Here is a 24,724-nt window from a genome sequence, read left to right on the forward strand (position 1 = left end):
CGCTCTTGCGGTTATTGCGGTGACGGCGGCGCGTCGGGCGTGACCGCGCGCGCGTGGGCGGTGGGGGCGATTCGAGCCGCGTTGCCGATGTCGCCGGCCGGGTCGGCCTTTCCGGCCTTTTCGGCCTTTTCGGCTTTTTCAGCCTTGCCGGCTTTGCCGGTCGGGTCGACCGGCGGCGTGCCCATCGCCTGATAGAGCCGCGCGGTATCCGCGAAGCGTGCGCCGGTCGCGCGGATCTCGTCGAGCCGCGCGTTGCGGTACTGCAGCTCGCTTGCTCGCGCGGCCGACGGCGGCAGCGCGCCGAGCCGAACGCGGGCGGCCGCGTCGTCGTACGCGCCGCGCGCGGACAGCGCGGCCCGCGACGACGCATCGAGCGCCTGAGCGTCGTGCTCGAGCGCGGCGAGCGAATCCGCGACGTTCTGGAAGGCAGCGAGCACGGTCTGCTTGTACTGGTCGACCGCGGCCTCGTAGGTCGCCTTCGCCGCACGGCGCTGCGCGAGCAGCGCGCCGCCGTGGAACAGCGGCTGGCTCAGCGACGCACCGACGTTCCAGATCGAACCGGCGCCCGACAGCATCGCCGGCCAGCTGAAACCGCCTTTGCCCATCGCGGCCGACAGCGACAGCTGCGGGAACAGCTGCGCGGTCGCGAGGCCGACTTCGGCGGCGGCCGCCTTCAGCCCCGCGTCGGCGGCCTGGATGTCGGGGCGGCTTTGCAGCAGATCCGACGGCACGACCACCGGCACTTGCGCGGGCAGGTGCAGGTCGGCGAGCGTGAGATCGGCGGGCGGCCGGTCGGGCGTGCGGCCGATCAGCACGGCCAGCGCATGGCGCGCCGAGTCGCGCTGCTGGCGCAGCGCGGGCAGGCTCGCGGCGAAGGTGTCCGCGCTTTGCTGCGCGTTCAGCGCGTCGCTGCGCGACGCCGAGCCGAGCGCGTAGCGGCGTTGCGCGTCGTGCGCCTGGTCGTTCGCGAGCGCGACGAGCCGTTCGGTCGTGGCGATCTGCGCGTCGAGCACCGACACCGTGATCGACGCGGTGACGATGTTCGCGGCGAGTGCCCGGCGTGCCGATTCGAGCTGGAACGCGCTGACGTCGACGCGTTTCGCAAGCGCCCGGTTCGCGAAGCGCGATACGCCGAACAGGTCGACCGTATAGCTCGCCTGCAGTTGCCCGACGAACGTGTCGTACAGCAACGTCGGCGCGCCGAGCGCGGGGATCGGCACGCCGAGCGCACGCTGGCGCGTGGCCTGGCCGCCGGCGTCGATCGACGGCAGCATCGAGCTGCCGATCTGCCCGCGCAACTGCTCGCGCGCGGCATCCAGCGAGTGCGCGGCGGCGCTGAGCGTCGGGCTGTTGCGCAGCCCTTCGTCGACGAGTGCGTTCAGCGCATCCGAGCGGTACTGCGTCCACCAGTCGGGCACGGGCTGCGCGCCGACGTCGAACTGCTGCGCGACGCCTTGCGCGGCGACGGTCTGCGGCACTTGCGGCGCGGCGCCGTAATGCGCGGGCGACGGCATCGCGGGCGGCTCGCCGCTCGGCGCGAACCATGCGCAGCCGGCGAGCGGGCCGGCGAGGCTCGCGGCCGCGAGCATCCGCGCGGCGTTCGTTTTCAGGTTCATCGACAGTTCCATGGTCAGGCTCCCGACGGCGCGGCAGGCGTGCCGCCGTCGTGCGGCGGGGCGTCGCGCGGGTCGCGTTCGTCGCGCTTCACGCGGAACCACGCGGCGTACAGCGCGGGCAGGTAGAACAGCGTCAGCACGGTCGCGCTCGTGATGCCGCCCATCAGCGCGGTCGCCATCGGCCCGAAGAAGTTCGAGCGCAACAGCGGGATCAGCGCGAGCACGGCGGCCGCGGCCGTCAGCGTGATCGGGCGGAAGCGCCGCACGGTCGCGCCGACGATCGCGTCGAAGCGTCCGTGGCCGGCCGCGATGTCCTGCTCGATCTGGTCGACGAGAATCACCGAGTTGCGCATGATGATCCCGAACATCGCGATCACGCCGAGCATCGCGACGAAGCCGAACGGCTGGCCGAACAGCAGCAGGGTGCCGACCACGCCGATCAGGCCGAGCGGGGCGGTCAGCACGACCATCAGCACGCGGGAGAAACTCTGCAGCTGGATCATCAGCAGCGTGAACACGGCGATCGCCATCAGCGGCATCTGCGCGTTGATCGACGTTTGCGCCTTCGCACTTTCCTCGACCGACCCGCCGATGTTGATCTGGTAGCCGACCGGCAGTTGCGCGCGCAACGCATTCAGCTTGCCGTCGATCGCATGCGTGACGTCGATGCCCTGTGCGCCGGCGCGGACGTCGGACTGCACGGTGATGGTCGGCTGGCGGTCGCGTTCCCACACGACGCCGTATTCGAGCGTCGGCGTGAAGCGGCCGAGCGAACCGAGCGGCACGGGGCCGTTCGGCGTCGGCATCGCGAGGCCCGCGAGCTGCGCGGGATCGACGCGATCGGCGCGCGGCGCACGCAGGTCGACCGCGATCAGCTTGTCGCGTTCGCGGTATTGCGTGACGGTCGTGCCGGACAGCGTCATCGCGAGGAAGCTCGACACGTCCTGCGACGTGACGTTCAGCTCGCGCGCCTTCTTCTGGTCGAGCTCGAAGCGCACCGAACGTTCGGCCGGCTCGTCCCAGTCGAACTGCACGTTCACCGTGCGCGCGTCGCCGCGCATCGTCGCCGCGACCTTCTCGGCGATCGCGCGCACCGTCGCGATGTCGTCGCCGCTCACGCGGAATTGCACGGGGTAACCGACGGGCGGCCCGTTCTCGAGCCGCGACAGGCGCCAGCGCACGGCCGGGAAGCGGTCGCGCAGCGTGGTCTCGAGCCAGGCGGCGAGCTTCTCGCGATCCTCGACGGATTTCGCGGTGACGACGAACTGCGCGAAGTTCGGCAACTGCAACTGCTGGTCGAGCGGCAGGTAGAAGCGCGGCGCGCCGCTGCCGACGAAGTTCACCGAATGGTCGATCTCGGGCCGCTTGTCGAGCACCTTCTCGAGGCGTTCGGTTTCGCGCAGCGTCGCCGCGAACGACGCGCCTTCGGGCAGCCGCAGGTCGATCAGCAGCTCGGGGCGATCGGAGCTCGGGAAGAACTGCTGCGGCACGAGCGAGAAGCCCGCCAGCGCGACCACGAACAGGGCGCCGGTGATCAGCAGCACGACGAAGCGCCGCTCGATGCACCAGTCGATCCAGCCGCGCAAGCGCGTGTAGAAGCGCGTGTCGTAGATGTCGTGCTCGTGATCGTCCGGCAGGTGCGCTTCGTGCGCGTGCTTCTTGCGTTCGGGCAGCAGGTGGAAGCCTAGCAGCGGGATCAGCACGACGGCCGCGAACCACGACGCGATCAGCGCGATCGCCGACACCTCGAAGATCGAGCGCGTGTACTCGCCGGTACTCGATTTCGCGAGCGCGATCGGCAGGAAGCCCGACACGGTGACGAGCGTGCCCGTCAGCATCGGGAACGCGGTGCTCGTGTACGCGAACGCGGCGGCGCGCGCGCGGCTGTAGCCCTGCTCGAGCTTCACGGCCATCATCTCGACCGCGATGATCGCGTCGTCGACGAGCAGCCCGAGCGCGAGCACGAGCGTGCCGAGCGACACCTTGTGCAGCCCGATGTCGAACAGGTACATGAACAGGGCCGTGACGGCGAGCACGACCGGAATCGAGATCACGACGACCATCCCGGTGCGCAGGCCGAGCGACACGAGGCTCACGACCAGCACGATCGCGACCGCTTCGGCGACGGCTTCGAGGAAGTCGTCGACCGAATGCGCGACCGCATGCGGCATGCTCGACACCAGCGTCAGCTTGAGGCCGGCCGGCAGCCGCGCCTGCAGATCCTTCGATTCGGCGTCGAGCGCCTTGCCGAGCCGGATCACGTCGCCGCCCGGCTGCATCGTCACGCCGATGCCGAGCACGGCGTGACCGTTCGCACGCATCTGCGTGACGGCCGGATCGTCGTAGCCGCGCTTCACGGTGGCGAGATCGCCGAGCCGGAACGTGCGGCCGTTGATGCGGATCAGCGTGTCGGCGATCGTGGCGACGTTGTCGAACTGGCCGCTCGGCCGCACGAATACGCGGTCGTCGGCGGTCGTCAGCACGCCGGCCGACGAGATGTCGTTCTGCGCGTTGATCGCCTGCCCGAGTTGCTGAGGGGAGATGCCGAGGCGCGTGAGCTGCGCATTGTTCACTTCGATGAAGATGCGCTGGTCGGGATCGCCGAAATAGTCGACCTTGCCGACGCCGGGCACGCGCAGCAGCACGGTGCGCAACTGGTCCGCATAGTCGTGGAGCTGCGCGGGCGTGAAGCCGTCGCCTTCGAGCGTCCAGATGTTGGTGTAGACGTCGCCGAACTCGTCGTTGAAGAACGGGCCCTGCACGCCGGGCGGCAGCGTATGGCCGATGTCGCCGACCTTCTTGCGGATCTGGTACCAGGTCTCGGGCACGTCCTGCACGGGCGCCGAGTCCTTCATCGTGAAGAAAATCAGCGATTCGCCGGGCCGCGAATAGCTGCGCAGGAAGTCGATGGCCGGCGTTTCCTGCAGCTTGCGGCCGATCCGGTCGGTCACCTGTTCCTGCACCTGCCGCGCGCTCGCGCCGGGCCAGAACGTGCGGATCACCATCACGCGGAACGTGAACGGCGGGTCTTCGGATTGCGCGAGCCGCGTGTACGCGAGGATGCCCGCGAGCGTCGCGAGCGCGATCAGGTAGACGACCAGCGCCTGGTGGCGCAGCGCCCATGCCGACAGGTTGAAGCGGCCTTCTTCGCGGGGGCTGCTCATGACGCGAAGTCCTCCGCGTGCAGCGGGGCGACCGGCCGCACCTTCTCGCCCGCGCTGACCGTATGCACGCCTTGCAGCACGACGCGCTCGCCCGGCTGCAGCCCGCTCGACACGGTGACGGTGCGTTCGTTGAAGCGCGCGACGTCGACGCGGCGCAGCTCGAGCGTGTCGTCCTTCGCGCGCACGACCCACAGCGCGGGATGCGGGCCGTCGTGGAACAGCGCGGTCGCGGGCAGTGTGATGCTCGGCGCGTTGCCGGCAACCGGCGCGCCGTCGAACGCGACGTTCGCGGTCATCCCGAGACGCACGGCCGGATCGGGTGCGGCGAGCGTGAGCTTCACACGCCAGGTGCGGCTTTGCGGATCGGCGGCCGGCGCGATTTCGCGCACCTTCGCGGCGAACTGGCGGCCCGGCAGCGACGGCAGCGTGACGCTCGCCGCGTGACCGGGCGCGAGCGATGCGAGCGCGGCCTCGGGCACGTCGCTGACGACGTCGACGTCGCCCGACCACGCGAGCTGGTAGACGGCCTGGCCGGCCGATACGTTCTGGCCGGTGTCGGCCTGCTCGGCGGTGATGGTGCCGGCGTGATCGGCGACGAGCGTCGCATAGCGGAGCTGGTTCTTCGCGAGCGCGAGCTGCTGCTGCGCCTGATCGCGCTGCGCGAGCGCGGACGTGTAGCTGTTCTCGGTCTGCTCCAGCTGCGCCGTTGCGATCAGGTTCTCGCGCGCCTGCGCGCGATCGCGATCGCGCTGCTGCTTCGCGAACGCGAGGCTGTGCGACGCGGCATCGAATTGCGCCTGCGCGCTCGCGGCGTTCTTCTCGACGTCGGACGGATCGAGCAGCGCGACGACCTGGCCGGCCTTGACGGTATCGCCGAGCCGCACCTTGCGCTCGATGATCTTGCCCGCGATGCGGAACGACAGCGGCGTCGCGTAACGTGGCTGGATCTCGCCGGGCAGCGTGGCGGCGGCCGCGGCGCCGTCGGCGCGCGCGGGCAGCGCGACGACCGGGCGCGGCGCGGGCGGCGCGGCTTCCTTCGGATGACAGGCGGCGAGGACGAGCGCGGTGCCGACCAGCAGCACGGCGCGGGAACCGGAGCGATTCACGAAACCCCCAGATGAGGTGAGAGCGGAACGAGGCCGGCAAGCGCGGTGGGCGCTTGCCCCGAGTGGCGCCAGTCGGGCGCACACGAACACAGCCGAACGAGGTCGTTCGGAAACTGCGGTGGATTCTAATACACACCTGTATCTGAGTGCAAAGATGAATCTGAAAGGAAGTTGGTGCTAGACTGCGCGCCATGAAACCTCAGCGCTTAACTCGCGAGCAGAGCAGGGACCAGACGCGCGAACGTCTGCTGGCTGCCGCGCACCGGATTTTTATGAAGAAAGGCTTTGTCGCGGCGAGCGTCGAGGACATCGCCGCGGCGGCCGGCTACACGCGCGGCGCGTTCTACTCGAACTTCCGCAGCAAGTCGGAACTGCTGCTCGAATTGCTCGAGCGCGACCACGATTCGGTGCGGGCCGATTTCGAGGCGATCTTCGAGATAGGCGGGGCGCGCGAGCAGATGGAGTCGATGGCGCTCGCGTACTACCGGACGCTGTTTCGCGACGACGAATATTCGCTGCTGTGGGGCGAGGCGAAGCTGCAGGCGGCGCGCGACGCGAAGTTCCGCGTGCGCTTCAACCAGTTCCTGCACGGCAAGCGGCTGCAGATGGCCGAATTCATCCAGCGCTTCGCCGAGCGCGCGGGCACGCCGCTGCTGCTGCCGGCCGACACGCTCGCGTTCGGATTGATGTGCCTGTGCGACGGCGTGCAGTCGTACTACACGGCCGACCCGCAGCACGTGTCGGCCGACGTGGCCGAATCGGTGCTCGCGGGGTTCTTCGCACGGGTCGTGCTGGGGCGCGCGCCGGACTGAACGGCCGGGCGCCGATGCGGGCGGCCAGACGGTTGGCCGGCCGGCGTGGCGATCAATAAGACCGCGACGCCACATCGGGCGTCGCGCACCGGCGCCGTCACCGCTCGCCGGTCATCCGCCGGTATGCGTCGAGCAGCGACGTCTTGTAGACGACCCCCGCGAGCGTCGGCTCGGCTTCGCTTTCGATCACCGGCAGCCGTTCGCCCTGGAACGCCATGAAGCGTTCGAGCGCGGTCGCGAGCGGCATGTCGGGCGTGAGCAGCGGAAACGGCGTATGCGTGTAGTGCGCGGCCGTCTTGTCGGTCGTGTCGCGCTTGTCGAGCAGGTCGGACGTGATGTCCTTCAGCGCGACCGCGCCGCGGAAGCGCCCGGCGTCGTCGGTCACGTACAGATACTTCACCGGATATTCGAGAAACACGCGCGTCATGTCGGCGACGCTCGCGGTGAGCGGCACGATCGTCTGCGCGGGCTGGATCAGCTCGCGCATCTGGGTGGTGCGCAGCCGCAGCCGTTCCTGTGCGTCCTGGTGATGGTGCAGCGTGATCTCGTACATCGACGTCGTGCCGGTCGCGCGCGCGACGAAATACGCGAACACGCACGACACCAGCAGCGGCAGCACGACCTGGTAGCTCAGCGTCATCTCGAAGATCATCAGGATCGCCATCAGCGGCGCCTGCGTGGCGCCGGCCAGGAACGCGCCCATCCCGACCATCGCATACGCGAAGTACGCGGACGTGTGGCCGGGCCACAGCGCGTGCATCGCGAGCCCGAACAGCGAACCGAACACGGCGCCGACGAACAGCGTCGGCGTAAACACGCCGCCGACCGCGCCGGAGCCTGCGGTCGCGGCGGTCGCGATCACCTTGAACACCAGCACCGCGACCAGCGCCTGCCAGGTCCACGGCGCATGCAGGATGTGGTTCACGACGCTGTAGCCGTTGCCCCACACGTCCGGAATCCACACCGAGATCACGCCGACCACGAGGCCGCCGAGCGCGAGCCGCACCGGCAGCGGCACGGGCAGCCGCTTGAACTGGTTCTTGGACGCATCGAGCAGGTGCAGGAACTGCGGCGCGAGCACGCCGCACAGCGCGCCGAGCACGACGAACAGCAGCACTTCGGCGCCCGTCACGGCCGGGAACACCGGCATCTCGTACGGCGGCCGGTAGCCGGCGAATTCCCGCATCACGATGTTCGCGACGACGGACGCGACGACCATCGGCCCGAAGCTCTCCATCGCGATCGTGCCGAGCACGATTTCGGAGACGAAGAACGCGCCGGCGATCGGCGCGTTGTACGCGGACGTGATCCCAGCCGCGGCGCCGCACGCGACGAGCAGGCGCAGGCGCGGCGGGTCGAAGTGCACGAAGCGGCCGACCAGCGACGCGGCGAGCGCCGCGAGCTGCACCATCGGGCCTTCGCGGCCGATCGAGCCGCCGCTGCCGATCGTCAGCAGCGACGACACGCTGCGCCACAGGCTCTGCCGCACCGGCACGACGCCGTCGCCGAGCGCGACGGCTTCCATGTAGTCGATGTTGCCGGATTTTCGGTCGCCGCGCGTCGCGAGCAACAGCACGCAGCCGGCGAGGAAGCCGCCCGCGGCCGGCATCCAGAAGCGCACGTACCAAGGCAGGCTTTTCGCCATCTCCACGAAGCTGCCGCTGTGCCCCGAGATCAGGCGCTGCATCAGGTCGATGCCTTCGCGGAACGCCATGGTGGCGAAGGCGCCGCCGACGCCGACGACGGCCGACCAGATCAGCATCGTATGGGCGTCCGACAGGCGGAACAGCGTCTGGGCGCGAGTGCGCAGCTTCAGCAGGAACGAGAGCACGGCTGAAAGAGGGTGATGAAGAGGACGAAGGAAAACGACGCGAAGCATAGCACTGCGCCGCGCCCGCGGGACCTTCCCGTCGGGCGCGGCGCGTGTCGCGGCGTGGCTGCGCGGCTCAGCCAAGCCAGTGCTGTACCGCCCAGGTGATCGCGTAGCCGCCGGCGATCAGCCACACGTACAGGATCAGGCCGGTGGTCAGCGCGCGCGGGCCGGCCTCGCGGATCTGCGACACGCGGGTCTCGATGCCGAGCGCGGTCATCGCCATCGTCAGCGCGAAGGTGTCGAGCAGGTTCAGCGTGTGCGTGACGTCGGCGGGCAGCACGTTCAGCGAATTGACGATCACGAAGCCGAGGAAACCGAGCGCGAACCACGGCACCGCCACCTTGCGCTTGCCTTGCGCGCCTTGAGCGGTCGCATCGGCCGAGCGCGCGGAGCGGGCGAGCCACCAGCCGAGCGTGAGCAGCACCGGCACCAGAAGCATCACGCGGGTCATCTTCACGATGGTCGCGACGCGCGTGACCTCCGGACTGATGTCGCTCGCCGCGCCGACCACCTGCGCGACCTCGTGGATCGTGCCGCCGAAGAACAGGCCGAGGCCGGTCGGGTCGAGGTTAAGCAGGCCGGCGTGATACGCGAACGGATACAGGAACATCGACAGCGTGCCGAACAGCACCACGCTGCCCACGGCCATCGCGCTCTGGTGCGGCTTCGACTGCAGCGTCGACTCGAACGCGAGCACGGCGGCCGCACCGCAGATCGCGCTGCCGGCGGCGGTCAGGAGCGCCGCGTCGCGATCGAGCTTCATCACCTTCATGCCGACCCAGGTGCCGATCGCAAGCGTGCTGACGACGATCAGCACCGACACCGTCAGGCCCGGCAGGCCGACCTGCGCGATTTCCTGCAGGCTCACGCGCAGGCCGAAGAACGCGACCGCGATGCGCAGCAGCTTGCGCGCGGAAAAGTTGACGCCGGCCGCCCAGCTCGCGGGCATGCCGTCGCGCAGCGCGTTGCCGTACAGCGCACCGGCGACGATGCCGACGATCAGCGGCGACAGGCCGAGCCCGGCGACTGCCGGCAGCTGCGACAGGCTGGTGACGGCGGCGGCGAACAGCGCGACGAACAGCACGCCGTTCAACTGGCCGCGCAGCGACGGCGCGGCGTGGGCGAGGTGGGGAGTCGGAGCAGTGGACATGGGGCACCGTGATCAAGCAGGTTGCGATGGTCTAATCCTAATTTGGTTATATCGATATGAAAAATTGTGATTTGTGACGTAAACTATCCGGGAAGCCGATAATTCATCCTCATGACCCCGGATCAACTGATAACGTTCGCGGCCGTCGCCGAACACCTGAACATCAGCCGCGCTGCCGTGGCGCTGCATCTGTCGCAGCCGGCCGTGTCGGGCCAGCTGCGCCTGCTGCAGGACGAGTTCGGCGAGCCGCTGTACCAGCGTGACGGCCGCGGCATCCGCCTGACGCCGGTCGGCGAGCAGCTCGCGCAGTACGCGAAGGCCCAGCGCGACACGTTCGCGCAGGCGCGCGCGTTTCGCGACGCGGTGCGCGGGCTCGACGCCGGCACGCTGCGGATCGGCGCGAGCACGACGCCGGCCAGCTACCTGCTGCCTTACCTGATCGCGGCGTTCCAGCCGCGCGTGCCGCGGGTGGCGATCCACACGATGAGCGGCAATACGGCCGACGTGGTCGCCGCGCTGGCATCGCTCGACATTGCAATGATCGAAGGGCCGCCCGGCGAGGCGCTGCCGCCCGGCACCGCCGTGCACGCATGGCACGAGGACGAGATCGTCGCGGTCGTGCCGGCCGGGCATGCGCTCGCCGCGCCCGAGTACGCAGCCGGCGTCACGCTCGAGGCACTCGCCGCGCATCCGCTCGTGCTGCGCGAGGAGGGCTCCGGCGTGCGGCAACTCGTGGAACGCGCGTTCGCGCACGGCGGCGCGCCGATGCGTGTCGCGTTCGAGATCGCCGGTGTCGAGGCCGTGAAGGAGGCCGTGCGCGCGGGGATGGGCGTCGGCTTCGTGTCCGCGATGTCGCTGCGTCACGAGGGGGCGGCGCTCGTGCCGCGCTCGCTCGCCCCCGCGCCGCTCACGCGTCATTTCTCGATCCTGGTGCCGCACGGCGCGGCGCCGTCGCGCGTGGCCGCCCAGTTCCTCGAAACGAGCCTCGCGCACGACGCCGGGTAGGCGCCCGAAGCCGGTCCTGGAGCGCCGGATGCCCGTGCGCCCGCGCACGCTCGTGCGGCGGCCGTCCTTAGGGATTTCCTCTATGGCGTGCGTCCGGGGCGAAGCGCACCATCCGTCTCAAGCAAATGGAACCGGTTCCATTTCGGAGAAAAAAGGGCAGACATGGCAGACATCGTGATCGTGGCGAGCGCATTCGGGATGGACCGCGTGCGTCAGGAGGGCCACCGTGCATTCATCGCGACCGCGGCGGCATCCGGTGCGACCGGCTTCGAGGTGCGGCGCGAACTGTTCGCATCGGACGACGACGCGACGCCCGGCGCGCTGGCCGAGCTCGGCACGGCGCTCGCTGCGCACGGGCTGTGGTCGGTCTATTCGACGCCGGCCACGCTGTACACGGAAACCGGCGCGCTCGACGTCGACGCGCTGCGCGACACGCTCGTCGAAGCCGACGCGCTCGGCGCGCGCTTCGTCAAGTTCCAGCTCGGCGGCTTCGCCGGCGACGCGCACGCGGCCGAGATCGTCGCGCTGTCGCGCGGCGCGCGTGCCCGCGTGGTGGTCGAGAACGGCCAGTTGCCGGTGGGCGGCGCGCTCGTGCAATTCAGCGGGCTGTTCGCGGCGCTGGCCGAGGCGGGCGCGCCCGACGCGCTCGGCATGACGTTCGACATCGGCAACTGGCAATGGCCGGGCGAAGCGCCGCTCGCGTGCGCGCACGCACTCGCGCCGCATGTGGAATACATTCATTGCAAGGCAGTCGCTGGCGAGGGCGCGCGCCGTTTCGCGGTGGCGCCGGCGCCGGGCGACACGCTCGTGACTGGCGTGCTCGCGGCCCTGCCGCAAGCGGCGCCGCGCGGCATCGAATTCCCGTTCGATGCGGCCGACCTGGCGGGCGATGCCGGCCGGCGCGTCGCGTGGCTCGCCGCCGCGTGACGCTCGAAGGATACGGAGGAATGCACTCATGAAGGCAGCACTCGATGTCGTGACCTACGGCGAGGCGATGGCGATGTTCGTCGCCGCCGAGCCCGGCCACCTCGCGCACGCCGCGCAATTCACGAAACGGATCGCGGGCGCGGACCTGAACGTCGCGATCGGCCTGTCGCGGCTCGGCTTCCGGGTCGGCTGGATGAGCCGGGTGGGCCGCGATTCGTTCGGCGGCTACGTGCTCGACACGCTCGCGCGCGAAGGCATCGACGCGTCGTGCGTGATCGTCGATCCGCGCTATCCGACCGGCTTCCAGCTGAAGTCGCGCAACGACGACGGCAGCGACCCGACCGTCGAATATTTCCGCAAGGGCTCGGCCGCGAGCCACCTGTCGTGCGACGACTACGTGGCCGACTACGTGCTCGGCGCACGGCACCTGCATTTGACGGGCGTCGCACCCGCGATCTCCGCGACGTCGTGCGAGCTTGCGTTCCGGTTGGCGCGCGAGATGCGTGCGGCCGGCAAGACGATCTCGTTCGATCCGAACCTGCGCCCGACGCTGTGGCCGTCCGCCGACGTGATGGCGAAGACGCTGAACGCGCTCGCGTCGCTCGCCGACTGGGTGCTGCCGGGCTTGGCCGAAGGGCAGCAGCTCACCGGGCACGACACGCCGGCCGACATCGCGGGCTTCTACCTGGCACAGGGCGCGCGCGGCGTGGTGATCAAGCTGGGCGCCGACGGCGCGTACTTCCGCACGGCCGACGGCCGCGAGGGCACGGTGGCGGGCGAGCGTGTCGCGAACGTGGTCGACACGGTCGGCGCCGGCGACGGCTTCGCGGTCGGCGTGGTCAGCGCGCTGCTGGAAGGCCGCTCCGTCGAGCAGGCGGTCGCGCGCGGCAATCGCATCGGGGCGCTCGCGATCCAGGTGATCGGCGATTCGGAAGGCTTGCCGACCCGCGCGGCGCTCGATCGGCTCGAAAACGTCAGCAATCGCGCCGATCGCCTAGAGGAAACCGTCACCGCGCAATGAGAGGCCGGACACGGCACAATCCGCGGACCCAATTCGTGCTTCGTGCACGGTTTTGCATGAGGCCGGAGCAGGCGCCATCGCGCCGACGCCGGTCGATTCCCGAAAGGACGGGAGCGGAGCCGGGCGCTTGACCCGCCCACTCCGATCACCCAAGGAGACACTCTGATGGCAGCCAATCTCGCAGCACGACGCTGGTGGACGATCATGCCGATCGTGTTCATCACCTACAGCCTTGCTTACCTCGACCGCGCGAACTACGGGTTCGCTGCAGCCGCCGGCATCAACCAGGACCTCGGGATCAGCAAGGGCCTGTCGTCGCTGATCGGCGCGCTGTTCTTCCTCGGCTACTTCTTCTTCCAGATTCCGGGCGCGATCTATGCGGAGCGCCGCAGCGTCAAGAAGCTCGTGTTCGCCAGCCTCGTGCTGTGGGGCGCGTGCGCGGCGCTCACGGGGGTGGTCACCAACATTCCGTCGCTGATGGCGATCCGCTTCGTGCTCGGCGTGGTCGAGGCGGCGGTGATGCCGGCGATGCTGATCTACATCAGCAACTGGTTCACGAAGAACGAGCGCTCGCGCGCGAACACGTTCCTGATCCTCGGCAACCCGGTCACGGTGCTGTGGATGTCGATCGTGTCGGGCTATCTCGTGCACGAATTCGGCTGGCGCCACATGTTCATCGCCGAAGGCGTGCCTGCCATCATCTGGGCCGTATGCTGGTGGTTCCTCGTGCAGGACAAGCCGGCCGATTCGCCGTGGCTCACCGCGCAGGAAAAGCGCGACCTCGACGCCGCGCTCGCGGCCGAACAGGCGGCGATCAAGCCCGTGCGCAACTACGGCGAGGCGTTCCGCTCGCCGGCCGTGATCAAGCTGTGCGCGCAGTATTTCTGCTGGAGCATCGGCGTGTACGGCTTCGTGCTGTGGCTGCCGTCGATCGTCAAGAACGGCTCCGAGCTCGGGATGGTCGCGACCGGCTGGCTGTCGGCGCTGCCGTACCTCGCGGCGACGATCGCGATGCTGGTCGCGTCGTGGGCGTCCGACAAGGTCGGCTCGCGCCGCGGCTTCGTGTGGCCGTTCCTGCTGGTCGGCGCGGCCGCGTTCGCCGCGTCGTATGCGCTCGGCTCGTCGCATTTCTGGATCTCGTATGCGCTGCTGGTCGTCGCGGGCGCAGCGATGTACGCGCCGTACGGCCCGTTCTTCGCGATCGTGCCGGAACTGCTGCCGAGGAACGTCGCCGGCGGCGCGATGGCGCTGATCAACAGCATGGGCGCGCTCGGCTCGTTCGTCGGCTCGTATTTCGTCGGCTACCTGAACGGGGCGACCGGGTCGCCCGTCGCATCGTATGCGTTCATGAGCGTCGCGCTCGTCGCCGCGGTGATCCTCACGCTGTCCGTCAAACCCCAGGCGCGCGATGCGCACCCGCTCGCGACGCCGCTGCAAGGAAAATGAAAACGATGAAGCCTCGTATCGTCGCGTACAAGCCGCTGCCCGATGACGTGCTCGCGTACCTGCGCGAGCATGCGGAGCTCGTGCAGGCCGACGGCGCCGACGCGCTCGCCGATGCGCTCGGCGACGCGGACGGCGCGATCGGCGCGAGCCTGAAGGTCACGCCGCAGATGCTCGATCGCGCGCCGCGGCTGAAGGCCTGGTCGACGATCTCGGTCGGCTACGACAACTTCGACGTCGCGGATCTCACGCGGCGCGGGATCGTGCTCGCGCATACGCCCGACGTGCTGACCGAATCGACCGCCGATACCGTGTTCTCGTTGATCCTCGCGTCCGCGCGGCGGGTGGTCGAACTGGCGGAGTGGGTGAAGGCCGGTCACTGGCAGCGCAGCATCGGCCCCGATCTGTACGGCACCGACGTGCAGGGCAAGACGCTCGGCATCGTCGGGCTCGGGCGGATCGGCGGCGCGGTCGCGCGCCGCGCGGCGCTCGGCTTCCGGATGCAGGTGCTGTACACGAACCGTGCCGCGCACGCCGAAGCCGAGACGCAGTACGGCGCCCGCCGCGTGACGCTCGACGAGCTGCTCGCGCAGTCGGACTTCGTGTGCCTGCAGGTGCCGCTGTCGCCGCAAACGCATCACCTGATCGGCGCGGCCGAATTCGCGAAGATGAACCGCGGCGCGATCCTGATCAACGCGTCGCGCGGGCCGGTGGTCGACGAGGCCGCGCTGATCGACGCGCTGCGGGCCGGCACGATCCGCGGCGCGGGGCTCGACGTCTTCGAGAAGGAGCCGCTGGCGGCGGACTCGCCGCTGCTGCGGATGAGCAATGTCGTCGCGCTGCCGCATATCGGCTCGGCGACCCACGAGACGCGCCATGCGATGGCGCGCTGCGCCGCGGAAAACCTGGTCGGAGCGCTGGCCGGCACGCTGCGCACGAATCTCGTCAATCCGGACGCGCTCGCGCGCGTCTGAGCGCCGGCGGCCGGCCGGCGGGCCGCCGCTGCCGTTAGAGTCGATGGTCTTGGTGCGGGAGGGCAGGCTGCGTTATGATCGCCCGCTCGTCGCGCATCGACGACCCGGCCACGCGGCCGGCGGCGTCCGGCGACGGGCATCCGTGCCAGCCCGGTGCGGCCGATCGCCGTGCGTGTCGGGCGAGCGGAGCGGGCGCGAACGCGCCGGCTTCGCTTGACCGCGAAGCAGGGGAGCGGCGGCGTGCGCCGGGGGGCGTTCGTATCCAACAACAAAGGTCCGTCCGCACACGAAGCGGCGCGGATCGTACGTCGCGAGGCACGACTTGAGCGATTCGCAACCTTCCACGCAGCGTCCGGCGACGATCAGCGACGTCGCACGCGAAGCCGGCACGGGCAAGACCAGCGTTTCGCGCTATCTGAACGGCGAGACGCACGTGCTGTCCGCCGATCTGCGCCAGCGGATCGAGACGGCGATCGCGCGCCTGAACTACCGGCCGAACCAGATGGCGCGCGGGCTGAAGCGCGGCCGCAACCGGCTGCTCGGCATGCTCGCGGCCGACCTGACCAATCCCTATACCGTCGAAGTGCTGCTGGGCGTCGAGGCCGCGTGCCACGCGCTCGGCTACATGCCGCTCATCTGCCACGCGGCCAATGAAGTCGAGATGGAGCGGCGCTTCCTGCAGCTGCTCACGACCTACCGGGTCGAAGGGCTGATCGTCAATGCGCTCGGCGCCGAGGAAGACGTGCTGCGCCCGCTGCGCGGCGGCGGCATCCCGGCCGTGCTCGTCGACCGGACGGTCGAGGGCTTCGAGGCGGACCTGATCGGGCTCGACAACACCGATGCGATCGAGACGGCGCTCGCGCACCTGATCGCGCGCGGCTTCGATGCGATTCATTTCGTCGTGCAGCCGTTCGAGCGCGTCAGCTCGCGGCGCCTGCGCGAGGCCGCGTTCCGCGCGGCGCTCGAGGCGCGCGGGCTGCCGGTGCCGCCGACGGTCGTGCTCGACCTGAACGAGCCGGCCGCGGCCGCCGTGGCGCTCGCCGACCTCGACGCGCGCGTCGACGCGGCCACGCAGCGCGGCGTGCGGGCGGCGCTGTTCGCCGCGAACGCGCCGGTCGCGCTCGCGATCGCGCGCCACCTGCGCGCCCGCTTCGGCGCCGCATGGCAGGAAAAGGCCGCGCTGCTGTCGATCGACGATCCGGAGTGGGCCGAGCTGATCGGCATCACGACGATCCGTCAGCCGACCTACGAGATCGGCTACAAGGCCGTCGAATTCGTGCACGAGCGCATCGACGGCGCGGTCGGCGACGTGCGCGTCGCGATGCTGCCGGGCGAGCTGATTGCGCGCGCGTCGACCGCAAGCTGAGTATCATGCGGGGCACGCGGCGCGTCAGGTGCGCTGCCCCGAACAAGGAAATTCATGACTGTCGCTCCCGTCACGCTGGCGGTGCTGATCGCCGCCACGCTGATCATCGCGCTACTGCCGTTCGTTCTCTTCCGTACCCTGCGCAAGCCGCTTGCGCTCGACCGCCGCGACACGATCGTCGGCGTCGCCGTCTTCACGCTGTTCGCGATGATCGTCGAACGCGCATTCCATGGCCTCGTGCTGAGCCAGACGCCCGCCGGCGGCTGGCTCACGCAGCCGCTCGCATTCGTTGCGTACAGCGCGCTCGCGACTGCCGTGTTCGAGGAAGTCGGCCGTTATCTCGGGTTCCGGTTCCTGAACCGCCGCTACGGCGCGTCGGCCGGCGACGGGCGCGGCATCGGCTACGGGATCGGCCATGCCGGTGCCGAAGCCTGGTTCGTCGGCGTGCTCGTCTGGGGCCAGTGGTCGTATCTCGCGTGGCTCGCGAGCCGCGGGCAGCTCGAGACGCAGCTCGCGGACCTGCCGGGCGATACCGTCGTGCGGCTGCACGTGATGCTGGCGACGCTGTCGGCACAGTCGATCTTGCTGTTGCTGATCGAGCGCTGCGCGGCGTTCGCGGTGCAGCTCGCGCTGTCGGTGCTGGTCTGGCGCGGCGTGCGTGCCGGCCGCGCGGGCGTACTGCCGCTCGCGATCGTGCTGCATGCGCTGGCGGCCGCACCGGCGTTGCTGTACCAGGTGCGCGTGCTGCCGGCCGGATCGCTCGAGGCCGTGTATTTCGTGCTGGCCGCGATCCTGGTCGCCGTGCTGGTGAAGGCGTGCCGGTCGCCGCGCGCGGCGGCCTGACGGGAGAGGCGGAATGGACGACTATCTGATCGAATGCGCAAGTGCCGAATTCGACGCGCTCGCGCGAGTGATCTGCGATCTCTTTCCGGAGCAGACGCGTTTTGCCGAAAGCAGCGACGAACGCGGGCGCTTCCTGTCCGTGCAGTGGCTCGCGATGCGTTTCGGTTCGACGCCGAAACGGATGACGCTCGATATCCGCATCGCGCCGGCCGCGCTGGCGCGCTATCTGGCGCTCAGGCCGATGCAGCGCGCCCGCAGCCACGCGGTGCTGCATGCGTACACGGAAGCGATGCTGGGCTCGCTCGAGGAGCGGCACGCGGCGGGTGAAGCCGTCGAGCGCACCGCGGAACTCGAACTCGACGAAGACTTTGCGTGAGCGGCGACGCGGGCGCGCGCCGGCACGATGCCGGCGCGGCGCGTGTCACGCGACGCGCGCTTACGCGTCGCGATAAACCTGCGCGAAGCGCTGCGCCTGCACGACGCCATAGTCGCCGGGTGCATATTGCATGACCCAGTCGCCGGCCATGCCGCGCAGCGTGTCGCCGTTTTCCGAGCGGGCGATCGTGAACGGCTCGTCCATGCGGCGGGCGAGCACGACGGCCGGCCGGTTCCGGTAGGCGCCCGGCGCGCCGTGCGCGAGCGCCGGATCGGCGGGCAGGTACTTCGCGTCGAAGCGCGCGCGCGACACGACCCAACGGTCGCCGGTCGAGCCGGTGATCAGCGCGTCGCCCGCGACATAGCGGTTCGGGCCTTCGAGGCTCATCAGTTCGCCGTCGGCATCCGCGAATGCGACCGTGACGGTTTCATCCTTCACGACGCGACGGGCCTGCGGGTCGGTACGCAGATCGATGTGCTTGAGTTCGAGCATGGCAGGGGGGAAGTGCGGGAAAAGCCGGGAGCTTATCCCGAATCCGGCGCGCCGTGTGACGCGCCGGATTCCCGCGGGATGCGCGACGCCGTTCGGCCCGCACGGGCAGTGCGGCGCCGACGGGGCGGACGTCAGGGTTGCGCGGGCGCGCTGGCGGCCGGCGCTGCTGCTGCCTTGCCTTCCTTGCTCGCGGCCTTGCCCTTGCCGCGGTGTTCGCCGCCGTGGTGCAGCCAGCTGCGGAACGTCGTGTCGGCGAGCGCCTTCTGGTCGGCCGGGAAGCGCTCGTAGAGCGGCGCGAATGCGTCGGCGAGCTTTTTCGCGCCGTCCGCGTTCGCCTGCGCGAGTTCCGCGTACTGCTTCATGTCGTCGACCGCGGACACGTCATGGCTTTCCATCCGGGCGCGATAGAGGCGGCCCATCGTGTCGCCGTTCTCGCGCATCGTGTCGGCGAACGTTTTCCATTGCGGTTCCTGCGCCGACGTGATCTTCAACTGGTCGTGCAGGTACTTGATGCGCTGCTCGATGCGCGCTTCGCGGCGTGCGGCACGCTGTTCGGCGCTAGGGGCAGACGCGGCCGTTGCCGCTGCCGGTGCGGGCGTTTGCGGTTGCGGCGGGGTTTGCGCGAATGCGCTGGCCGCAACGGCGAGCGTAGCGAGGGTGAGCAAGATTTTCTTCATGGTTGGCTCTCCGGGGTGGTGTCGTGCGAGCGGGCGCGGCGGCCAGTGCCGCGAGCGCGCATCTCGCGTCGCACCTTATTAGTAGCACGTTGAGTGCAGTGCAGCAGCGAAAGCGACACTTGCTTACATCCGATACGAATCGAAATTGAAAGGGACTTGGCGAAGGCCGGCGATCGATGGTGTTCGATCGGCGAGTCGGGCGCCGCGCGCGAACGAGGCGGGGCGATGCGAACGCGTGAGATCCCGTTTGGGCGCACCGGCGTTCGGCGCTATCATCGCGTCACGTTCCATTTCGCCGGCGCGTTGCACGCCGGCCCAGCCTCATGCGTCCTCCTCGCCTCGACCAACTCGACGACCTCGACCGGCAACTCGTCGCGCTGCTGCAAGCGGATGCGCGCGCAAGCGTCGCCGATCTCGCGCGACAGCTCGACGTTGCCCGCACGACGGTCGTCGCGCGCATCGCGCGGCTCGAGCGTACCAACGTGATCGCCGGTTACAGCGTGCGGCTCGGTCAGGACGTGCTCGACGCGAGCATTTACGCATACGTCGGCATCATTCTCACGCCGAAGTTCGGCAAGGACGTGCTGCGCAAGCTCGACCGGATGCCCGAGGTGCAGCTGCTGTGCGCGGTGAGCGGCGAATACGACTATGTCGCGTGGTTGCGTGCCGATTCGCCGGAACGGCTCAACGACCTGCTCGACCAGATCGGCACGCTCGAAGGCGTCGAACGCACGACGACGTCGATCATTCTGTCGCGCAAGATCGATCGCGGCACGATCGGCGGATGACGCGTCGCATGCGGTGTCGCATGTGACGCCGCGGCGCGATTCGATTCGTCGCGCAGGCTTTTCCTCCTTTCCCTTTCCCTTGATGCCTTGATGCCCGCCGCCTGCGCTCGCGGCGGGGCGGGGCGTTGCCTCGTGCGTCCGCACGCGAGCGTCGTTGTGTCGAATGCGTGCCCGGGCGCGCGCAACAATTCATTTGCCTGCCATGTCCCGCCTTGCGTGTTCCTTCCTGTCCGGCCACACGCGTCCAGACGCGTCGATCGCGGCCCGTCTGACGCACGCCGTATACGCGTTTTTTAGATGATTTGGTCGTTGTGACGAAATGTGTGGTCATTTCGTCGAAAGTATCGGTCGTTTCGCATCATTCTTCGTCTTGGAACTGATTTTGCACGTCCCTAAACTGTGTTCATGGCTCGACGCCGTACACCAACACCAAACCCATCATCAGGAGATAAGCGCATGAAAATCGCCATCGTCGGCGCAGGTCTGATCGGCCACACCATTGCTCACATGCTGCGTGAAACCGGCGACTATGAAGTCGTCGCGTTCGACCGTGACGCTGATGCGCTCGCCAAGCTGTCGCGTGAAGGCATCGCGACGCAACGTGTCGATTCGGCCGACGCCAATGCGATCCGTGAAGCCGTGAAGGGCTTCGATGCGCTCGTCAACGCGCTGCCGTACTACCTGGCGGTCAACGTCGCAGCGGCGGCCAAGGCGGCAGGCGTCCATTACTTCGACCTGACCGAAGACGTGCGCGCGACCCACGCGATCCGCGAACTGGCCGACGGTTCGGACCGCGCGTTCATGCCGCAGTGCGGCCTCGCACCGGGCTTCATCGGCATCGCCGCGCACGAGCTCGTGAACGGCTTCAGCGAAGTGCGCGACGTGAAGATGCGCGTCGGCGCGCTGCCCGAGTATCCGACCAACGCGCTGAAGTACAACCTGACGTGGAGCGTCGACGGCCTGATCAACGAATACTGCCAGCCGTGCGAAGCGATCCGCGACGGCCGCAAGCAGTGGGTGCAGCCGCTCGAAGGCCTCGAGCATTTCTCGCTCGACGGCACCGAATACGAAGCGTTCAACACGTCGGGCGGCCTGGGCACGCTGTGCGAGACGCTGTCGGGCAAGGTCGAGACGCTCGACTACAAGTCGGTGCGCTATCCGGGCCACCGCGAACTCGTGCAATTCCTGCTCGAAGACCTGCGCCTGTCGAGCGACCGCGACACGCTGAAGTCGATCATGCGCCGCGCGGTGCCGTCGACGAAGCAGGACGTCGTGCTCGTGTTCGTCACGGTGACGGGCGTGAAGGACGGCCAGCTCGTGCAGGACGTGTTCACCCGCAAGATCTTCGCGAAGGACGTGTGTGGGATGCACATGAGCGCCATCCAGATCACGACGGCCGGCGCGATGTGCGCGGTGCTGGATCTGTTCCGCGAAAAGAAGCTGCCGCAAAGCGGTTTCATCCCGCAGGAAAAGGTGTCGCTGAAGGCGTTCCTCGCGAACCGCTTCGGCAAGCTGTACGAAGGCGGCACGATGGAGCGCGTGCACGAAGTCGCCTGACGATCGGTCTCAGGCACGAGGGCCGTGCGACGCCGGGAGCGCAACAGCGCTTCCGGCGTTTTTTTTGACGAGCGCGTCGAAGCCCGTCACGGCTTCACGGATCGCATTGGCGTCGGCCGAATCGACACGTTGCGTCGCGATGCCTTCACGCGACACGGTGAAGCGACGAGGAGCAGGGCGGTGCGCGCCGCTCAGGCGGGCAGCGGCGGAACGATCGTTGCCGCCGGCGGGGGCGGCACGATGCGGTACAGCAGCGCATCGATGTCCGCGTCGGACGGTGCGGTGTTGTCGAACATCACGATGCCGTCGCATTCGTGGCCGGTCGGCACGAAGCGGCGTTGCCGGTATTCGTCCCAGTGCGCGAGCTTGTACGCGTCGTTCGGATTGCCGCGCGCGACGATCCGCTGGTGCGCGACGTCTTCCGAGGTATGGACCCACACGACCGTCAGCGCGACGTCCGGCCCGATGCCGAGCCACGTGCGGTCGAGGATGCGCCGGTCACGCACTTCGCGCGACAGCGGGCCGACCACGAGCGCGCCGATGCCGAGCGCGAGGTTCTCGCGGGCCGTGTCGAGCAGGCCCTGGTATTCGGGATCGCGCAGATGCTTCAGGTAGAGCGGGCTGTCGCGGTCGTTCGGATCGGAGGTGAGGGCGCCCATCGCGGCCGAGCTGTAGCGGCCGTAGAGCGTGTCCTTGTCGAGCAGGCAGAAGGCTTCGCCGGTCGCGCGCATCAGCGGCCCGATCAGCCGCTTCGCGAGCGTGGTCTTGCCGGTGCCGGCATGACCGCAGAAGAACACCAGGTGCGTCACGAATACCGGCTCCCCGAATCCGTGCGCGGTGCGGCGGTGCGCTTGCCGTCGCGCGAGAACACTTCCGCTTCAAGCCACATCGCGTTGATGATGCCGAAGCCGAGCGCCACGCCGATGCCGAGTATCCACGAGAAATACCACATGGGTCTGTCTCCTTGAAGGTTGGGCGGCACGGCCGTGCCGTGCACCTGTCGAAGCGATGCCGTGCGCGAGCCGCGGCGCACGCAATCCGATCATGACCAATATCGGCGTGCCGCGCAAGCCGGGCCGCCCGCGCGGCAACCCGGTAAACTGGTGCGATAACGGCAACATGACGGACATCATGCTCATCAACTGTGCTGCATACCAGGACGGCCGCAAGCTGGCCGATATCGATATCGACGCCATCAGCGAATACGTGTCGAAACCCGAGTGTTTCGTATGGGTCGCGCTGAAGGATCCGACGCCGGACGAGATCGACCTGATGGGCGAGGAATTCGGGCTGCACGAACTCGCGCTCGAGGATGCCCGCAAGGGGCATCAGCGGCCGAAGATCGAGGAGTACGGCGATTCGCTGTTCGCGGTGCTGCACACGGTCGAGCTCGACCACGACGGTGAATTCAATGTCGGCGAGCTGAACGTGTTCGTCGGCCCGAACTACGTGCTGTCGATCCGTAACCATACCGAACAGGACTTCCGCGCGGTGCGCAAGCGCTGCGAGCGCGAGCCGCATCTGCTGCAGGAAGGGTCGGCATTCGTGTTCTATGCGTTGATGGACCAGGTCGTCGACCGCTATTTCCCGATCCTCGAGACGCTCGGCAACGAGCTCGAGGAGCTCGAGGACCGCATCTTCACCAAGGCCACGCCCGCGTCGTCGCGCGCGATCATCGAGGATCTCTATTCGCTGAAACGCCGGCTCGTGATGCTGCACCAGCACACGGCGCCGCTGATCGAGCCGCTCGCGAAGCTCACCGGCGGACGCATTCCGCAGGTCTGCAGCGGGATGGAGCATTACTTCCGCGACGTGTACGACCACCTGCAGCGGATCGTGAAGACGATCGAAGGGCGGCGCGAGATGGTCGTGACCGCGATCCAGGTCAATCTCGGGATGATCTCGCTTGCGGAGAACGAGGTGACCAAGCGGCTCGGCTCGTTCGCCGCGCTGTTCGCGATACCGACGATGATCGCCGGCATTTACGGGATGAACTTCGCGAACATGCCCGAACTGCACCTCAAGTACGGCTTCTACGGCTGCATCGGCGTGATGGTCGTAGCCGATCTCGCGTTGTGGTGGCGCTTCAAGCGGGCGGGGTGGCTGTAGCCGTGGCCCCGTGCACCGTCAGCGCGGGGCGTGCTTGCCGACCACGACGCGCCACGGACGCACGCGCCAGGACTTCACGAGGCCGTTCTGCACGTAGGGATCGGCGCGCGCGAACGATTCGGCGGCTTCCGGCGAATCGCCTTCGAACACGAGCACGGCCTGGTCGGCCGGATCCTGCAATGCGCCTGCGAGCACGAGTTCGCCGCGTTCGGTTGCCGCCCGCGCGAGTGCGAGGTGCTCGGCGCGGTACTGTTCGCGCCGGGACAGGTAATCGTCGACGAGTTCGTAGATCAGCTGGTAATGCATGGTCGCTCCCGGAATCGGCCGCCGCGGGATGGCGGGTGTTGGCTCAGTATAGGGCGAGGTTCGGTCTTTGTCGGCGCGGTTTGCGGCGGCCTCGTGGGTGCGTGGCCGGCCGATCCCCGGCGGCCGATGACGACGGTTTCAGGTCTCGACGTTCTTCCTTAAAATGCAACTAACGGTCTGGCGCAGATCCGCCGTCACATGTGGTGGGGTCCTCGTACGGGAACCGTTACCGCCCGTTGCGTCTCGTTGTGTCTTCAGGAAAGGCGGGGCAGGCAGACATGTTCCATGCGGATTCCGGGCCCGGATTGCGCGCGCCGGAAAAAGGGGGCCGAAGCCGGGGCGAGCGTCGGTGCGGGCGCTGTGCGAGGGCGTTTCCATTGGCCGCAATGCGACCTATGCTGAACAAACCCGGAGCGAACTTCGTTCGTCCGATTCGTCCAGAGAGGTGTGCCATGCCTGTATCAGCCACCCTGCAGGATTGCCTGCGCCAGAAGTCATCGCGGTACGAAGTCGTGTACCACCCGTATAGCCATACCAGCATGGAGACGGCCGCCGCCGCGCATATCCCCGGCGATCGCCTCGCGAAAACCGTGCTGCTCGAGGACGACGAAGGCTACGTCGCCGCCGTGCTGCCGACGTCGCACGCGGTGCGGCTGTCGGACCTCTGGGTCAAGACCGGCCGCCATCTCGTGCTCGCCAGGGAAATCGAACTGCGCGAACTCTTCAAGGATTGCGACCTGGGCGCGTTGCCGCCGGTGTGCATGGCGTACGGGATGAAGACGTTCCTCGAGGAACATCTCGCGCAGCAGCCGGAAGTGTATTTCGAGGCCGGCGACCACGAAGCGCTGATCCACATGATGCAGGATGAATTCCTGTCGCTGATGGAGACGGCCGAGCGCGCGTATTTCTCGCACAAGATGCAGGGGATGTGGTTGTCCTGATCGTCCTGTTGCGGGCGGTTTGCGGTGGTTGGAGACGGCGTCTGGCGGGCGGCCGTCGGGGGCATTGCGTGCCGCAGGTTTTGCTGAGGCGGGGTTCACGCTGCAAGAACGGTGGCTGCGCGTGACTGGTGAGGAAGGATTCGGGCGGTGTCTGGCAGGGATTTCAGGGGTGTTTTCG

At 68.6% G+C, this 24,724-nt stretch carries 23 protein-coding genes; 13 read left to right on the forward strand and 10 right to left on the reverse strand.

Translation table 11 applies throughout. The features are described 5' to 3' along the window. Positions 1-11: 11 nt before the first annotated feature. Genes U4012_RS14690 through U4012_RS14700 form a run of 3 tightly spaced genes read right to left on the reverse strand, consistent with a single transcriptional unit; the run spans position 12 to position 5,886 of the window. Positions 12-1,628, reverse strand: a complete 1,617-nt coding sequence (locus U4012_RS14690; protein ID WP_321799479.1) for an efflux transporter outer membrane subunit — start codon at positions 1,626-1,628, stop codon at positions 12-14. A 2-nt stretch (positions 1,629-1,630) separates the two neighbouring features. Then, positions 1,631-4,780 (reverse strand): efflux RND transporter permease subunit, encoded by a 3,150-nt coding sequence (locus U4012_RS14695; protein WP_044848256.1) that lies wholly within the window; start codon positions 4,778-4,780, stop codon positions 1,631-1,633. Continuing rightward, positions 4,777-5,886 carry an efflux RND transporter periplasmic adaptor subunit gene (locus U4012_RS14700; protein ID WP_321799482.1) on the reverse strand — a complete coding sequence of 370 codons (1,110 nt, stop codon included), beginning with the start codon at positions 5,884-5,886 and terminating at the stop codon, positions 4,777-4,779. Before U4012_RS14700 ends, U4012_RS14695 begins: the two co-directional genes overlap by 4 nt. Positions 5,887-6,077: 191 nt before the next feature. Between U4012_RS14700 and U4012_RS14705 the strand changes: the two genes are divergently transcribed. Further along, positions 6,078-6,698, forward strand: coding sequence for a TetR/AcrR family transcriptional regulator (locus tag U4012_RS14705; protein ID WP_321799484.1), 621 nt, complete (start codon positions 6,078-6,080; stop codon positions 6,696-6,698). A gap of 97 nt (positions 6,699-6,795) precedes the next feature. Here the strand turns inward: U4012_RS14705 and U4012_RS14710 are convergent, their stop codons facing one another. Both U4012_RS14710 and U4012_RS14715 read right to left on the reverse strand, forming a co-directional pair. Beyond that, complete coding sequence (locus U4012_RS14710) at positions 6,796-8,529, reverse strand: ClcB-like voltage-gated chloride channel protein (protein WP_221621948.1); 1,734 nt, start codon at positions 8,527-8,529, stop codon at positions 6,796-6,798. Positions 8,530-8,644: 115 nt separating this feature from the next. Beyond that, entirely contained in the window at positions 8,645-9,721 is a 1,077-nt protein-coding gene (locus U4012_RS14715; protein ID WP_321799489.1) for a YeiH family protein, read from the reverse strand. 111 nt (positions 9,722-9,832) lie between these two features. On the opposite strand from U4012_RS14715, the gene U4012_RS14720 reads away from it, so the two are divergent. The 8 genes from U4012_RS14720 to U4012_RS14755 all read left to right on the forward strand — a co-directional run bounded on the left by U4012_RS14720 (position 9,833) and on the right by U4012_RS14755 (position 17,676). Beyond that, the gene (locus U4012_RS14720; RefSeq protein ID WP_321799491.1) at positions 9,833-10,726 is read left to right on the forward strand and encodes a LysR family transcriptional regulator; all 894 of its coding nucleotides are present in this window, start codon (positions 9,833-9,835) and stop codon (positions 10,724-10,726) included. A gap of 162 nt (positions 10,727-10,888) precedes the next feature. Then, positions 10,889-11,653, forward strand: coding sequence for a sugar phosphate isomerase/epimerase (locus U4012_RS14725; protein ID WP_321799493.1), 765 nt, complete (start codon positions 10,889-10,891; stop codon positions 11,651-11,653). A 28-nt stretch (positions 11,654-11,681) separates the two neighbouring features. Further along, on the forward strand, positions 11,682-12,674 hold the full coding sequence (locus U4012_RS14730) for a sugar kinase (RefSeq protein ID WP_321799495.1): 993 nt from the start codon (positions 11,682-11,684) through the stop codon (positions 12,672-12,674). Between the two features lie 165 nt (positions 12,675-12,839). Beyond that, a complete protein-coding gene (locus U4012_RS14735; RefSeq protein WP_044848248.1) occupies positions 12,840-14,120 on the forward strand; it encodes an MFS transporter in 1,281 nt (426 codons plus the stop codon). Between the two features lie 5 nt (positions 14,121-14,125). Next, positions 14,126-15,091, forward strand: coding sequence for an NAD(P)-dependent oxidoreductase (locus U4012_RS14740; protein ID WP_321799498.1), 966 nt, complete (start codon positions 14,126-14,128; stop codon positions 15,089-15,091). Between the two features lie 322 nt (positions 15,092-15,413). Continuing rightward, positions 15,414-16,457 carry a LacI family DNA-binding transcriptional regulator gene (locus tag U4012_RS14745; protein ID WP_124485442.1) on the forward strand — a complete coding sequence of 348 codons (1,044 nt, stop codon included), beginning with the start codon at positions 15,414-15,416 and terminating at the stop codon, positions 16,455-16,457. Positions 16,458-16,511: 54 nt separating this feature from the next. Continuing rightward, complete coding sequence (locus U4012_RS14750) at positions 16,512-17,300, forward strand: YhfC family intramembrane metalloprotease (RefSeq protein WP_321799501.1); 789 nt, start codon at positions 16,512-16,514, stop codon at positions 17,298-17,300. Between the two features lie 13 nt (positions 17,301-17,313). Then, the gene (locus U4012_RS14755) at positions 17,314-17,676 is read left to right on the forward strand and encodes a DUF3022 domain-containing protein (RefSeq protein ID WP_321799503.1); all 363 of its coding nucleotides are present in this window, start codon (positions 17,314-17,316) and stop codon (positions 17,674-17,676) included. A 60-nt stretch (positions 17,677-17,736) separates the two neighbouring features. Here the strand turns inward: U4012_RS14755 and U4012_RS14760 are convergent, their stop codons facing one another. Together U4012_RS14760 and U4012_RS14765 are read right to left on the reverse strand one after the other, a co-directional pair. Next, on the reverse strand, positions 17,737-18,168 hold the full coding sequence (locus tag U4012_RS14760; RefSeq protein ID WP_321799505.1) for a PGDYG domain-containing protein: 432 nt from the start codon (positions 18,166-18,168) through the stop codon (positions 17,737-17,739). Between the two features lie 131 nt (positions 18,169-18,299). Then, complete coding sequence (locus tag U4012_RS14765; protein WP_321799507.1) at positions 18,300-18,845, reverse strand: Spy/CpxP family protein refolding chaperone; 546 nt, start codon at positions 18,843-18,845, stop codon at positions 18,300-18,302. A gap of 323 nt (positions 18,846-19,168) precedes the next feature. Between U4012_RS14765 and U4012_RS14770 the strand changes: the two genes are divergently transcribed. Together U4012_RS14770 and U4012_RS14775 are read left to right on the forward strand one after the other, a co-directional pair. Then, complete coding sequence (locus U4012_RS14770) at positions 19,169-19,633, forward strand: Lrp/AsnC family transcriptional regulator (RefSeq protein ID WP_006481526.1); 465 nt, start codon at positions 19,169-19,171, stop codon at positions 19,631-19,633. A 456-nt stretch (positions 19,634-20,089) separates the two neighbouring features. Beyond that, entirely contained in the window at positions 20,090-21,190 is a 1,101-nt protein-coding gene (locus tag U4012_RS14775; protein ID WP_040144221.1) for a saccharopine dehydrogenase family protein, read from the forward strand. A gap of 191 nt (positions 21,191-21,381) precedes the next feature. On the opposite strand, the gene U4012_RS14780 is transcribed toward U4012_RS14775, so the two are convergent. Next, entirely contained in the window at positions 21,382-21,999 is a 618-nt protein-coding gene (locus U4012_RS14780; protein ID WP_044848242.1) for an AAA family ATPase, read from the reverse strand. Next, positions 21,996-22,142 carry a cytochrome bd-I oxidase subunit CydX gene (gene cydX, locus U4012_RS14785; protein ID WP_044848241.1) on the reverse strand — a complete coding sequence of 49 codons (147 nt, stop codon included), beginning with the start codon at positions 22,140-22,142 and terminating at the stop codon, positions 21,996-21,998. Before cydX ends, U4012_RS14780 begins: the two co-directional genes overlap by 4 nt. 179 nt (positions 22,143-22,321) lie before the next feature. Between cydX and corA the strand changes: the two genes are divergently transcribed. Then, the gene (corA, locus tag U4012_RS14790; RefSeq protein WP_044848267.1) at positions 22,322-23,299 is read left to right on the forward strand and encodes a magnesium/cobalt transporter CorA; all 978 of its coding nucleotides are present in this window, start codon (positions 22,322-22,324) and stop codon (positions 23,297-23,299) included. Positions 23,300-23,317: 18 nt separating this feature from the next. Here corA and U4012_RS14795 read toward each other — a convergent pair whose 3' ends face one another. Next, complete coding sequence (locus tag U4012_RS14795; protein WP_124485447.1) at positions 23,318-23,605, reverse strand: YciI-like protein; 288 nt, start codon at positions 23,603-23,605, stop codon at positions 23,318-23,320. 452 nt (positions 23,606-24,057) lie between these two features. Between U4012_RS14795 and U4012_RS14800 the strand changes: the two genes are divergently transcribed. Next, the gene (locus tag U4012_RS14800; RefSeq protein WP_321799512.1) at positions 24,058-24,546 is read left to right on the forward strand and encodes a YbaK/EbsC family protein; all 489 of its coding nucleotides are present in this window, start codon (positions 24,058-24,060) and stop codon (positions 24,544-24,546) included. The last annotated feature ends 178 nt before the right edge of the window (positions 24,547-24,724 follow it).

It is taken from the genome of Burkholderia sp. BCC1988 (assembly GCF_905339895.1).
Classification (GTDB): Bacteria; Pseudomonadota; Gammaproteobacteria; order Burkholderiales; family Burkholderiaceae; genus Burkholderia.